The organism is Algibacter sp. YIN40 (assembly GCF_057219435.1).
Genome location: NZ_JBXVVC010000001.1, coordinates 985,521 through 1,000,844, shown reverse-complemented (window position 1 = coordinate 1,000,844; position 15,324 = coordinate 985,521). Strand labels below are relative to the sequence as shown.

At 35.3% G+C, this 15,324-nt stretch carries 6 protein-coding genes; 4 read left to right on the top strand and 2 right to left on the bottom strand.

All coding sequences use genetic code 11. From position 1 onward, the window contains the following. Positions 1–12: 12 nt before the first annotated feature. Both AC2D6V_RS04660 and AC2D6V_RS04655 read left to right on the top strand, forming a co-directional pair. Positions 13–5,571 carry an alpha-2-macroglobulin family protein gene (locus AC2D6V_RS04660; protein WP_484646883.1) on the top strand — a complete coding sequence of 1,853 codons (5,559 nt, stop codon included), beginning with the start codon at positions 13–15 and terminating at the stop codon, positions 5,569–5,571. Positions 5,572–5,720: 149 nt separating this feature from the next. After that, a complete protein-coding gene (locus AC2D6V_RS04655) occupies positions 5,721–7,172 on the top strand; it encodes a serine hydrolase domain-containing protein (protein WP_484646882.1) in 1,452 nt (483 codons plus the stop codon). Positions 7,173–7,457: 285 nt separating this feature from the next. Here the strand turns inward: AC2D6V_RS04655 and AC2D6V_RS04650 are convergent, their stop codons facing one another. Beyond that, positions 7,458–9,305: a T9SS type B sorting domain-containing protein gene (locus AC2D6V_RS04650; protein ID WP_484646881.1), complete on the bottom strand. Its 1,848-nt coding sequence runs from the start codon at positions 9,303–9,305 to the stop codon at positions 7,458–7,460. Between the two features lie 217 nt (positions 9,306–9,522). Here AC2D6V_RS04650 and AC2D6V_RS04645 point away from each other — a divergent pair, with 217 nt between their 5' ends. Beyond that, positions 9,523–9,861, top strand: coding sequence for an antibiotic biosynthesis monooxygenase family protein (locus AC2D6V_RS04645; RefSeq protein ID WP_484646880.1), 339 nt, complete (start codon positions 9,523–9,525; stop codon positions 9,859–9,861). Between the two features lie 247 nt (positions 9,862–10,108). Then, positions 10,109–12,472 (top strand): penicillin-binding protein 1C, encoded by a 2,364-nt coding sequence (gene pbpC, locus AC2D6V_RS04640; RefSeq protein WP_484647514.1) that lies wholly within the window; start codon positions 10,109–10,111, stop codon positions 12,470–12,472. Here the strand turns inward: pbpC and AC2D6V_RS04635 are convergent. Then, on the bottom strand, positions 12,469–15,153 hold the full coding sequence (locus AC2D6V_RS04635; RefSeq protein ID WP_484646879.1) for a T9SS type B sorting domain-containing protein: 2,685 nt from the start codon (positions 15,151–15,153) through the stop codon (positions 12,469–12,471). The genes pbpC and AC2D6V_RS04635 overlap by 4 nt on opposite strands. Between the last annotated feature and the right edge of the window lie 171 nt (positions 15,154–15,324).

The following is a 15,324-nucleotide window of genomic DNA, read 5'->3' as shown; positions in this document are numbered from 1 at the left end:
ATCTTCATCTACATGTCATTAAAAAAGTTTATTGTTTTCGTATGTCTCTTCTCATTTGTTGTTTCTTGTAAAAAGAAAATAGTAGAAACCGATAATCTTTTCAAATTCCGAGATTATATTAGTTATACCACATCAGGAATAACTTCAGTAGCAAACCCAATTCAAATTAATTTAGCCAACGCCGTAGAGGGTTGGGAAATGGAACAGGAAATTACAGATAATATCGTCTCCATCAAACCACATGTTGAAGGTAAATTAACCGTTACCAACAAACACACATTACTTTTTAAACCCGATGAACATTTAGAACCAGATACGGAATATACTGTTACTGTTAAGCTGAATGACATTTATAAAAATATGCCAGATGGCTTTGAAGGTTATACGTTTAAGTTTAAAACCATCACACCAGGTTTTAATATTGAAACTAATCATTTACAATCTTATAGCAAAAATTGGCAATACCTTGAAGGAGTTATTAAATGTGCTGATGTTATTTCAATTGAAGATGCAAGAACATTGGTTGTTGTCTCTCAAAACGGCAAAAATTTAGCACTCGTTTTTAATGAAGCTAATGTAAGTTCGAAGCATTTTGAATTTAAAATTGATAGTATAAATCGAAAAATTGAAGATGACAACATTCATGTAAAATGGAATGGAAAAGCTATTAAAGCAGAAAATGAAGGTGAAAACACCGTTTTAATTCCGGGGATAAATAACTTCACAATTGTTGAGGCCAATGTTACGCAATCTCCAGAACAACATTTATCCATTAATTTTTCAGACCCGCTTAAAAAGCAGCAAAACTTTGATGGTTTGGTGTCCATTCAAAAAGTTAAAAACCCAAAATATGTTGTTGATGGCAATGTGTTGAAAGTCTATCCAGACACCAAATTAGCAGGCAATATTCAAGTGGATGTATTTCAAGGCATAAAAAACAAGGAAGGTTTTAAATTGAAAAAACCGTTTTCTAAAACTATTGCTTTTGAAGATTTAAAGCCACAAATAAAACTGATAAGTAATGGTACGATTCTACCAAACTCAGAACAATTAAAATTCAATTTTGAAGCGGTTAATTTAAGTGTTGTTGATGTTCGCGTGATTAAAATATTTGAAGATAATATACTTCAATTTCTTCAAGACAATAACCTCTCCAGTGGTAATCGAAATGCTATAAAAAAAGTGGGGCGACGCATTGCAAAACAAACAATTCAATTGCAAACTGCTGCAGAAAACACAGGAAAGTGGAAAGCTTACAGCATCGATTTATCAAAGTTTTTTAAAGCAGATGCTGGCGCTATTTATCGTGTAGAGTTAAGTTTTGAAAAACGTTATTCTTTATACGATTGCGAAGCGAATGCGGGTATGTCTAATTCTGAAAATGATGATTACGAGGAAGATTACTATGAAGGCGATTATGCTGAAATAGATAGTGAGGATGAAGAATTACGTGAAGAAGCCTATTGGGATAACAAAGCCTATCGCTACAAAAATTACGCTTACAATTGGCGCGAAGAGCAAAATCCGTGTCATGAAGCGTATTATAACGAGCGTAAAATTGTATCTCAAAACTTACTCGCTTCAAACCTAGGTGTTATTGTAAAACAAGGCGCGAACAATTCGTATTATTTTGCCGTTACCAATATTTTAAATACCAATCCTGAAGCAGGTGCAAAAGTTGCTATTTATAATTTTCAGCAGCAAGAATTGGCAAGCAGAAACACAGATAAAGAAGGTTTAACATTAATTGATTCAGATAAAAATGCGGCGTTTGCTATCGTTTCAAAAGGAAAAAACACAACGTACGTTAAACTTCATGATGGCAACTCCTTGTCGCTTAGCAAATTTGATGTTTCTGGGCATCGCTTACAACGAGGTCTCAAAGGTTATATTTATGGCGAACGCGGAGTTTGGCGACCGGGAGATACTTTGCATTTAACATTCATGCTAAATGACAACGCTAACAAACTACCAAAACGGCATCCAGTAAATCTAGAAATGACTAACCCTAACGGGAAATTGGTTTACAAAAAAGTAACTGCAGATAACTTAAATAATTTCTACAAATTTACTGTTCCAACTTCCACAGAAGACAAAACAGGAAATTACAGCGCTAAAGTTTCAGTTGGAGGTGCAACCTTTTATAAAGGCTTAAAAATTGAAACCGTAAAACCCAATCGCTTAAAAATTAAGGTTGATTTTGAGAATGAAATACTTTCAAATAACGAACCATTAAAAGGCGATTTAGATATAAAATGGCTTCATGGTGCTCCCGGAAAAAATTTAAAAGCTGAAATTAAAGCGAAGTTTAGTTCCGCTTATGCCTCTTTTGAAAACTATAAAAACTACAGGTTTAATGACCCAACGCGAAAATTCAATACCGAAGAAATTAATGTGTTTGAAGATAAAGTGAATGAAGAAGGTTTAGCTTCAATAAATAAAAAACTAAATGTTGGTAAAAATGCTCCAGGCATGTTGAATGTACAATTTTTAGTTCGTGCTTTTGAAAATGGTGGCGATTTTTCTATGGATGCGTTTACCAAAAAATATGCGCCTTACAGTTCGTTCGTTGGTTTAAAATCACCAAAAGGAAATGCTTATGGCTCCTTTTTTACAGATGAAAACCAAACTTTTGATTTGGTTGTGGTTGATGAAAATGGAAAACCTATTAAGCGAAATAATCTTGAAGTTAAAGTTTATAAAGTTGAATGGCGTTGGTGGTGGAATTCGTCTTATGATGATTTAGCGAGTTATGTATCTAGTAGTTATCACAGACTATACAAGTCTTTAAAAGTGAACACGGATGCCAGCGGAAAAGCAAATTTCAACATAAAAATTCCAGATAATGACCGTGGGCGTTACCTCATAAGAGTTGTAGATCCAGTGAGTGGACACGCCACAGGAAGAACCGCATATTTCTATAAAAACTGGTGGAAAAAAGCGCCATCATCTGATAAAGAAGCTGCTAAAATGTTAGTCTTTTCTGCAGATAAAGAAAACTATAATGTAGGTGAAACAGCTAAAGTAAGCTTTGCTTCAGGAAGTGAAGGACGTGCATTGGTAAGTATTGAAAATGGCACCGAAGTTTTGGATTATAAATGGGTGAAAACGAGTAAAGGCGAAACTACTGTTGATATTCCAATCAGTAAAGAAATGGCACCAAACGTATTTGTAAATATTTCATTATTACAACCGCATGCGATTACAGCAAACGATTTACCAATTCGATTATACGGAGTTATTCCAATTATGGTTGAAAATCCAGACACAAAATTGTATCCTGAATTAAGCATGCCAGATAGATTGCGTCCAGAGCAAACTTTTGAAATGAAAGTTTCTGAAAAAAACAACAAAGGAATGACTTATACCATTGCCATGGTTGAAGAAGGACTGCTAGATTTAACCCGATTTAAAACCCCAAATGCTTGGAATGAGTTTTATAAACGTCAAGCTCTGGGTGTAAAAACTTGGGATGTTTTTGATGATGTTATTGGCGCATATTCAGGAAGCATCGACCAAGTATTTGCTATTGGTGGCGATGGTAGTGCTGCAGGTGGTAAAAACAAAAAAGCTAACCGCTTTAAACCTGTGATTACGTATTTAGGACCGTTTAAATTGGATGCTGGAAAAACGAAAACGCATCAAATAAAATTACCAAATTATATAGGTTCTGTTCGTACAATGGTGGTTGCTGGAAACAATACTAATGAAGCTTACGGAAGCACAGATAAAGCAGTTGAGGTTAAAAAACCGTTGATGGTTTTAGCAACGCTTCCACGAAAGTTGAGCCCTGGTGAAAAAGTAACCTTACCTGTTACCGTTTTTGCGATGGAACCTAAAGTGAAAAACGTAAATATCAGTTTAAAACTAAGTGATGGTATTTCGGTTGTTGGAGAAAAATCTAAATCGCTATCTTTTGCCAAACCCGATGAGCAAATGACGTATTTTGAATTGGACGTTAGCAAAGCTAAAGGTATTAATACTGTTGAAGTTATTGCGACCGGGAATGGCGAGAAATCGACCTATAAAGTGGAATTGGATGTTGTGAATACTAATCCAATGACGTCAAAAGTTTTAGATAAAACCTTAGCTGGAAATGCTACTGAAACTTTAGCCTTTTCAACATTTGGGGTTGCTGGTACAAATTCGGCAAATGTTGAGTTTTCAACCTTACCTCCGATGGATTTTTCTAGACGCTTACAGTATTTAATTCGTTATCCGCATGGGTGCGTGGAACAGACCACATCGAGTGTGTTTCCACAGTTATTTTTAGCTGATATTTTCGATTTGACTTTTGATAAAAAGAAACAGATTCAAACTAATATTGAAAATGGCATCAAGCGTTTAGGGCATTTCCAAAGGTCTCATGGCGGATTGAGTTATTGGATTGAAGAATCTAGTGCCAACGATTGGGGTACAAGTTATGCTGGTCATTTTATGATTGAAGCCGAAAAGAAAGGCTATGTTTTACCACTAACATTTAAAAGCAATTGGTTGATGTACCAAAAACAGGCAGCTAGAAATTGGAGACCAAGTTATCGTACTTATAACTCTGATTTAGCACAGGCTTATAGGCTTTACACTTTGGCATTGGCTGGAAATCCAGATTTAGCAAGCATGAATAGACTTAGAGAATTTAGTGAAATTTCAAATGAAGCTAAATGGCGATTAGCTGCCGCTTATGCTTTGGCTGGACAAAAAGAAGCGAGTAATCAAATTTCGCAATCGGCAAACATTAATTTTAAACCTCAGCGTTATAATTATTACACCTATGGCTCAGTAGATAGAAATCGTGCGATGGCTTTAGAAACTATGGTATTAACAAAAGATTCTAAAATGCGAGAACTCGCTGAAGATATTGCTAGAGATTTATCGAGCAACCAATGGATGAGTACACAAACCACAGCTTATAGCTTATTGTCCATGGCAAAAATGGTTAACGCTAATGGCGGAAAAGCATTAAAAGTGAATTATACCATTAACGGGAAAACCGAAAGCATAGACACCAAGAGTGCAATTGCTCAACGTGACTTAAATGTTATTGATGGTGAGAATAATTTAATCTTCGATAACTCAAAAGACAATGTGGTTTATGTAAGAGTATTGAATTCTGGGAAATTACCGCTTGGACAAGAATTGGTAGAACAGCGTGGATTAAGTATTTCGGTGCAATACAAAGATTTAAAAGGGAACACCATTGATGTCTCAAAGTTGATGCAAGGTCAGGATTTTGTTGCAACCCTTAGTGTGAGTAATTTGAAAAATGCATCGGTTAATGATGTGGCTTTAACTCAAATTTTCCCATCTGGTTGGGAAATTGTGAATACCCGTTTTACGGCTTTTGGAAACACAACAACAAGTGCCGCAAGACATACCGATATTAGAGACGACCGCGTGAATTTCTATTTTGATTTACCTAAAAAGGGGAAACATAGTACTAAAACCTTTAATGTAATGTTAAACGCATCATATTTAGGGACGTATTATTTACCTGGTGTGCAAGCGGAAGCGATGTATGATGATGAGTTTTTGGTTAGAACTAAAGGAAAATGGGTTACGGTTGAAAAGTGATGAATTTCATCTTATTTGCTAGAATCCTAGGTTTGTTTCGCTTGGGCTATGGTTTGACTTTATCAGAAAAAAACGATAAATTCGTTTAACGTAAGGTATAAGTCAATAAAGCAAGCATATCCGTAAAAACATAAGCGACTATATAAAATATGAAAAAAATCGTTCTATTAGTCGTTATGCTTATGTTTTCTAACTATCGGGGGTTCACACAGCAGAGTGAATCTTATGATTATTCAAAGTCAAATAGAGAAATGATTCAATCGGGGGTTCAAGCAATTCTCTGTTGTAATGGACTTTTCACCTCTAGCAGAACTCTTGAGCTAGTCTATAATCAAGAGCTTAAATATCTAAAAAGAACTATTGGAAGTGCACAAGGTGGAGATTACACTATAGATTGGGATAGAAAAACTGTCACCATCGGTCCTACAAAAGATACTCCGGTGATGCGTGCGGTATTCAGAGAAGGTATTGGTTGTATCATTTTAGCACCCAATCAAACTTTTGAGGTAATTGATAATCTTCCCACACAAAGCCTTCCTCCCCTTTCTGGCAATACTGCCACCATACCTTGGCCTGAAGGTGATTTGGTAAAAAAACAAAAACTACCTAAATATATCGATGCAGATTTATTGGCTAGAGCTTCAAAATGGTCATTTGAAAGGGAATCTCCCGAGCAAATCACGCTCAGTTTGATTGTTGTACATAAAGGTCAGATCATTCATGAACGGTATGCAGAAGGTGTTAACATCTACACCAAAACCCGAACCTGGTCGACAGCCAAGAGTATTGCGGTGACTTTGATAGGAATATTGGTAGATCAAGGAATAATGGAACTAGATGCCCCACTGGGAATAGAATGGCTCCCAATTGAAAAATCTTCTGAAAATGATCCACGTGCAGATATCACATTAAGGAACGTATTGAACATGTCGAGTGGTTTATATACAGTAGACAGTCGCAAGATGGAATATGCCACTGGGTCTGGACTTTCCTATTGGGCAGGAGCTAGTTCGATCAACGGAGCAAGGAATAGAGGGCTAATCAGAAAACCTGGTACTTACTGGGACTATGAGAACTATGATACAATTCTAGGTGTATTGGCGATGAAGAATGCCCTAGGTAATGACAAGACCTATATTGAATTTCCTAGGAAAGCTTTGTTTGATAAAATTGGGATGAGAAATACTTTCGCTAGCACCGACAGATTTGGCGATTTTATTTTTAGTAGTCAGGTATACACCAACGCTCGAGATCTTGCCCGATTTGGTTTGCTTTATGAGCAAAATGGGGTTTGGAATGGAGAAAGGCTCATCTCCATGAAATGGATAGACTTTGTGAGAACACCAGCATCATCCACTGCAGAACGCGGCAATTTTTATGGAGGTCAATGGTGGCTGGTTCCAGATCATCGTAATGACATACCCAAAGATGCCTATACTACCGCCGGAAATCGAGGACAATATGTGATTGTAGTTCCTTCACATGATCTGGTAATCGTTAGAAGAGGTCTTGATTATGGCAAACAAGGGTTCAATGAATGGGACCTGACAAGAGAAATATTGAAAGCATTTCCTGTTGGATATAAAGCGACAGATCAGTAGTGGAAGTGGATAGAGATATTTGAGATAACTAACAGTATGCAATATTTATGCGCCTTTAACAGTTTAATCTTGATTAATTTTTTGAAGCTAAATGTAATATTTATTTCAAATACAAACCTAAGAGATTGCTGTGGAAAGTACACAGCGAGGTAAGAGCGAGGATTTGAAACCATTCGACTACGCTCAGGATAAACTCCAGCCCGACCTCCCGTTAACTATCGGGATTGGTAACGCCCAAATAAAATTATTTAGTTGAAATCCTGAAACAAGTTCAGGGTAATCAAATTATCTCTTTAAAGTAAAATGCCCTGTAAACTTCTGACCATCAATAACAATTACATACCAATAATCATCGGTTGGTAATTTTTCTCCATTGAAACTCCCATTCCATGCGAATGCACTATTAGTCGCATTTTTTAATAATTTACCGTAGCGATTAAAAATTGAGACACTTGAGCTAGTATAAAACTCAATCCCTTTTAAATTAAATGTATCATTAACACGGTCGCCGTTTGGCGTAAAGAATTTAGGTATGTAAAAATGAATATGATTTGTTGTTATAACTTCATCACAATCGCGATGTTTCACATAAATTGTATACAATCCACCCTCGACAGTTTTAAAAATATGACTCGACTGAAATGTAGTTCCGTTTAAAGAATATAAAAAATCTCCTGTATTTGTGGTTGTAATAATAATATCTCTACCATCAGATTCAACAGAACCAATTATCGGGTTATTTATTTGAGAAAGTACAATTGATTTGGTTACTATACAACTTCCATTTGAGACTTCAACCGTGTAAGTGCCTGCGTTAGAAACATCGATACTTTCAGTAATTTCCCCTGTGTCTCTCCAAAAATAACTTTCGTTAATTGACGCCGTATTAGCAACATTCGCATTTACAGTTGTTGTGACATTCTCACAAAACTCTAAGGCTTCATCTTCTACTTCTGGTGTTTCAAAAAATGTAATTTCTACTGGTGTTCTTGAATCTGATAGACATGCACTATTTATGGTTTCTGCTTCGGCATAATAAATTCCTGAAGTCGTTGGATTAAAAGTTTGGCTATTTGCAAGGAGCAGATTACCTGCAACAGGGGCATCGTACCAATTTACTATAACAGCATTAGGAGCAGTAACAGAAAGCGGTGTTGTGTCGTCTTCACAAATCGCTAGATCACCATTACTTATTGGTGCATTAGGGAATGGGATGATATTTATTTCAAAAATTTCAGAAGAAGAATTACAAGAATCATTATTTACATTAACTAAATCTTCCGCTACTTTTACGCGATAATATGTTGTATTATTTACTGGAGCTGTGGTGTATGTGTCGCTAGTTTCTCCCATGATATCAATCCAACTAATCCCATCTGTACTTTCTTGCCATTGGTAAAAGTGGGATGAGAAAATTGCAAAATCAGGTGTCGCTGTTAAAGTGGTTGTGTAAGGAACACTATTTTCACATATTGAAACAGAATTATCTCCCATAGGGTCTTGAATTATTATCCTGTCTCCACAAGTTTTAAACACGATATCATCTAAAGCTAAATCATTTCCACAGCCTCCAACACCGTTATTTCGCATTTTTAATATGACTGAAGACTGACCAAAAACCGTTTGAAAAACCAACGCATACTGTTGCCAATTTGGACTTGAAGTCCCATTTATACTTCCAGTATCTCCACTTGCCAATAAAATAGTGTCCGTAATGTCCCAAATTTCAAATCTTACGTTTATAGGAATTGGAGAGCCGCTACAATCAAAAGAAGGCGATAAATTTATCATCCAAGATGAAAACTCATAAGAAGTATTTTCGCAAAGATTATTAATTGTTGTCCTGTAAAACTCTCCAGCAGTAAAATCTGCATTAATAATAAGCATCTTACCATTGGTATCGTTAGGTGTATGATCATTAATATCGAACCATCCAAAAGAGTTTGTGTTGTTCGATACTTTATATTGTCCATCAAATGGATTGTTTGGGTTAAAGATATAACTAGTAGTTCCCGAAGGTAGTTGCGTACTAGTAGTTCCTGATTCAAAATTATCTGTAAAAATAGGATCGCCAGAGTTGCCTGCACAAAAACCTAACTGCGCATTCAATTTTGAAACTGAAATACTTAGCAAGACAAAAAATAGTATGTTTAGCTTTTTATTAATGATACTTTAAAGAATAGAATCTGCTATATTAGTGAAAAATAGGGTTTAATTTATGAAATCGTCTCAAATATGGAAATCTATAATTGAATTATGTGTAATTTGACTATTTAAAAAATATTTTAAGCGATAAAAATCATTATTCCAATAGATTTCTACTATTAACCTAGGATAAAAAAAATAAAACATGAAAGAAAATTTCGAATCTTACTACGCTGTTATTTTCACCTCAACTCAAAATGAAAATGTTGAAGGTTACTCTGAAATGGCTTATAGGATGGAACATCTAGCTAAACAACAAAATGGTTTTCTTGGATTGGATAGTGCAAGAAACAACACTTTGACTGCGCTCAGCGGGGCGATTGGAATTACGGTGAGTTATTGGGAAACTCTGGATGATATTAAAAACTGGAAGCAACAAAGTGAGCATTTACAAGCACAACAAAAAGGAAGAACAGATTGGTATGGTTGGTATAACGTAAGGATTTGCAAAGTAGAACGCGAGTACGATTTTTTCAGAAAATAAATTTAACAACACTATTATAAAATTATCTTAAAATACATCTAATCTCAAACGTTTAGAGTATATATTTTAAGTGACAAGAACTCGTTGGGCATTTTGAGTTAAAGTAGTTACCAAAATGTCAGTTCGAGTGATTTTTTTGATAAAAAATCGTATCGAGAACTAATTCTGATACTAAAATTCTTATTCTCGAGACAAATTTCACGCATTTCAATCGTAAAATTCACTCGAATTGACAGAATTTTTCAAAATGCACAACGGGTTGACAAGAATAACAAAGTACATAAAAAAACATAAAATTAAGTCGGCTATTATTGCTGTATTATTAATTGTTTATGCTTTCTCTTTGCCTAAACAACTTTTTAATGACCCTACGGCAACGGTTATTACAGATTTAAAGAATGAATTGTTGGGTGCCCAAATTGCAAATGATGGGCAGTGGCGATTTCCACATAATGATTCTATTCCAAGAAAATTTGAAACTTGTATTATTCAATTTGAAGATGCTTATTTTTATAAGCACCCTGGGTTTAATCCATTTTCTATTTTCAAAGCTTTAAGGAACAACATAAAATCTGGTTCTATAAAAAGAGGCGGAAGCACCTTAACACAACAAGTTATTCGACTCTCAAGAAAAGGGCAACCCAGAACTTATTCAGAAAAAATTAAAGAAATTATTCTCGCCACTCGTTTGGAGTTACGAGATTCTAAAAAACAAATTCTAGCTTATTACAGTAACAATGCTCCCTTTGGCGGTAATGTTGTTGGTTTGGATGCAGCCTCATGGCGGTATTTCAATAGAAATCCTAACGAATTATCTTGGGCAGAAAGTGCCACTTTAGCGGTTTTACCAAATGCCCCAAGTTTAATTTATCCAGGTAAAAACCAACAACGCTTATTAAAAAAACGTAATCGATTGCTCAAAAAGCTATTAGCCAGTAAGATTATTGACACCTTAACTTATGAATTATCCATTGCTGAAGGTTTACCTAAAAAGCCTTACCCGTTACCTCAAATAGCTCATCATTTATTGCAAAAAATTGCACAAACTCATCATGGAAGTCATGTTCAAACAACCGTTGATGCAAAACTTCAAAACGATGTTAATCACATTGTAAAAACACATTACAATCAATTAAGTCAAAATGAAATTTATAATGCTGCCGTTTTAGTTTTGGATGTAAAAACAAGACAGGTATTAGCTTATATTGGTAATACTCCAACCGATAAAGCCCACCAAAAAGATGTAGACATTATTAACAAACCCAGAAGTACGGGTAGCATTTTAAAACCCTTTTTATATGCTGCCATGTTAGATTCTGGGGAATTGCTTCCAAACACATTAGTAGCAGATGTCCCGACACAATATGGAAGTTACAATCCTGAAAACTATGACAAAGTATATTCAGGGGCAATACCAGCGAGCAAAGCATTATCACGTTCTCTAAATGTTCCTGCTGTAAGAATGTTACAAGAATTTGGACTAGACCGATTTCACCATTATCTAAAACAATTGCAACTCAAAGATTTAAAATATAATGCAAATCACTATGGTTTGTCGCTTATTCTTGGTGGTGCAGAAAGCAATCTTTGGGATTTATGTAAAAGTTATGCTGCACTCTCTTCAACCTTAAATCACTTCTCTGAATCTTCAAGCGAATACTTTTCTAATGAATTTTGTGAACCTACTTTTTTTTCTTCGAATAAAATTGACTTCGGAAAAACAATTTCAGATAAAACTCTTTTTGATGCCGCGTCAATATATTTAACCTATGAAAGTTTAAAGGAAGTAAACAGACCTGAAAGTGATGAAAATTGGAAATTCTTTGATGGTTCGAAACAAATAGCTTGGAAAACAGGCACTAGTTTCGGATTTAGAGATGCTTGGGCTATTGGTACAACCAAAGATTATGTAGTTGGTGTTTGGGTTGGAAATGCCGATGGCGAGGGCAGACCAGGTTTAATTGGTGTGCAAACGGCTGCGCCAATTTTGTTTGATGTATTTGATTTACTGCCGAATAGCAATTGGTTTGATAAACCTTTCGATGAAATGCAACAAGTTTCTGTATGCAAAGAAAGTGGCCATAGAGCATCACAAAACTGTAATAATATTGAAGAAAAATTTATTCAAATAAATGGTTTAAAAACGAAACCTTGCCCCTACCATGTTTTAATTCATTTAGATAAAAATGAAGGTTTTCAAGTGAATTCTTCTTGTGAAGATCTGAATAATATCAAACATAAATCTTGGTTTGTCTTACCTCCTTTAATGGCTCATTATTATAAAGCTAAAAATCCTTTTTACAAAGCTGTTCCAAAGTTTAGGAGTGATTGTATAGGAGAAAATACTATTTCTATTGAATTTATCTACCCCAAAGCAAATAATACTATTTTCTTACCAAAAGATTTTGATGGAGAAACGAATGACCTTATTTTAAAAATTGCCCACTCCAAGCCTGAAAGTACGGTATTTTGGTATATTGATGAGACTTTTATTGGTAGCACAAAAGATATGCATGAGATGGCAATAAAGCCCAATACTGGAAAACATATTGTTACCGTGATGGATGAATTTGGAAATGAAGTTAAACGCCGAATAGAAATTTCAAACTAGCGCTTCAATGTAAAGTGAGATCTAAAAATCTTTCGTTCTCCAGTCCTTGGTTCATTATATTCCACAATAAACCAATAATCGTCTGTGGCCATTGGTATACCATTATAAGTTCCCCTCCATCCATCTCCAGATGGAGATATTTGCTTTAATAATTTTCCATATCTGTCAAATATTAAAACCTTCGCTGAAGCTAAATAGTTTATTGGGCTTGTTGGAGCTACTATATTCCAGGTATCATGGGTATTATCACCATTAGGTGTAAAATATTTAGGGTAACCCATAACTACTACGGTTCTATTACTTTCTATACAACCTCTTTTATCTCTCACAGCTACAATATGTTCACCAATTGAAACATTACTAAAAATAGGATTATCCTGCCATGAACCATCATCTAATTGATATTCAAAACCCCCACTATTATTAGTATTTACTTGAATGGTTTGAATATCTGAAAAAGCATCAGTAACTACTTCAGCTTCAAAATCTGGTTCAAATAAAGCAGTCACAGTAGTTGATAAACTACTTTCGCAGATGGTACTCGTATTTTGAACGAAAACTTCATAATTTCCTTCTTGAATAGGCACATAACTTCCTTGATCTGCACCAACTATTTGTACCCCATTTAAAAACCATGTAAAGCTATAGGCTGGAGTGCTTAAGCCAGTATCGATAATTGTTGGTATGAATATGGAACCATTCAACTCGAAACAAATAGAATATTCGTTTTCCAAAGAAAAAACTGGATTCTCAAATACTTCAATAGTTAAAGTAACTGCTGTAGGGCAAAACCCTGGGTCTGGGTTAAAAGTATAAGTTGTAGTTTTTGTATTATCCAACGCTGGACTCCATGTTCCTGTAACACCTTCTATCGATGTTGTTGGTAAAGTAGACAACGCTTCTCCATTACAAATTGCAGCCACTTCTGTGAATGTAGGTGTGCCATTTGGATTGACTGTAATAGTCATTGTCTGACTATTAGCACATTGTCCAGCATCTGGAGTGAATGTATATGTTGTGGTCATTGTATTATCAATTGCAGGGCTCCAGGTTCCTGAAATACCTTCAATTGAACTTGTAGGCAATGCAGACAAACTATCTCCGTTACAAATAGCAGTAACTTGAGTAAACATGGGTGTCGCTATAGGATTAACTGTGATTGTCATTGTTTGACTATTGGCACACTGTCCTGCATCTGGTGTAAAAGTATAGGTTGTGATAGTAGTATTATTCAAAGCTGGACTCCAGGTTCCTGTAATACCTTCAATTGAACTGGTAGGTAATGCAGATAATGTATCACCACTACATATAGCAGCTACTTGAGTGAAAGTAGGTATCACAATTGGATTAACTGTGATTGTCATTGTTTGACTATTGGCACATTGCCCAGCACCTGGTGTGAATGTATAAGTTGTGGTCATTGTGTTGTCTGCAAATGGACTCCAAGTTCCTGTAATACCTTCATTAGAGGTAGATGGTAACGGAGACAATGTATCTCCACTACAAATATCAGCGACTTGAGTGAAGGTAGGAGTAATAATAGAACCCACTGTAATAGTCATTGTTTGACTTGTTGCACATTGGCCAACATCTGGCGTAAAAGTATAAGTTGTGGTAGCAGTATTATCTAAAGCGGGACTCCAGATTCCTGTAATACCTTCGGTTGAAATGTTTGGTAATGCTGATAATGTGTCTCCGTTACAAATAGCAGCTATCTGAGTGAACGAAGGGAAAACCGCAGGGTTAACTGTAATTATAAATTCATTCGACAATGTATTGCAAGAAGTGTTATTAACGTTGACTACTGACTCAGCTACCTTTGAGCGGTAATACCTCGTTGTAGTGACCCCAGAAACATTAAGATTAGAATTTGTTGCACCTGCAATATCAATCCATGAAATCCCGTCTATACTTTCTTGCCATTGGTAAAAATGAGAACTAAAAACTGTATTATCAGGAATAGCTGTTAATGTAGTTGAGTAAGGTGCTTGCTGTGAACAAAGACTTACGCTATTATTGCTAGCTGAATCTTCAACAGTGATTAAATCACCACAAGTTTTAAACTCTATATCATCTATTGCCAAATCATTCCCACAACCACCTTGACCATTATTAATCATTTTAAGAATAACTGTGCTTTGTAATGCCAACGTTTGAAAAACTAACCCGTATTCTTGCCAGTTTGGTGTTGAAGTTTCGATAATGTTTCCAGTATTCCCGCTTGCTAATAAATTAGTATCTGTACTATCCCAAATTTCAAACCTAACATTAATAGGAATCGTTCCTCCTGGTTGTGTTGAACAAAAAGTATTCGCTCGAACCAAATTAATTACCCAAGCTGAAAACTCATATGTAGTATTTTCACAAAGCCCTAAAACTGTAGTTCTGTAAAATTCTCCCGCAGATGCAGCCGCATTTACAATAAGGCATTTGCCATTTGTATCTCCAGTTGTATGATCTTGTGTTTGATGCCAATCAAAAGGATTGCCAATTGTACCGTTAGAAACTGTATAAAAACCATCATTAGGGTATCCAGAGGAGTATGGGTAGGTTGTTATTCCTACTGGTAACGAATTATTAGTTACTCCTACTCCAAAAGTCTCTGTAAAAATGGGAGCTCCTGAGTTCCCAGTACAAAACCCAAGTTGTGCATAAGAATTAGAAACGGCACAAAATGCCACGATAAAAACGATTAAAAAATTATTCCTATTGATAATATATAATTTTAGTAATATTAACTCTTGCGAGAGTCAAAATCATAAAATTATATAAATAAGAAGTTTTGAAGCAACATATTCACCCATACAAATACTATACAAGCACAAAATAAAACATCAATAGTGTTATCTAAT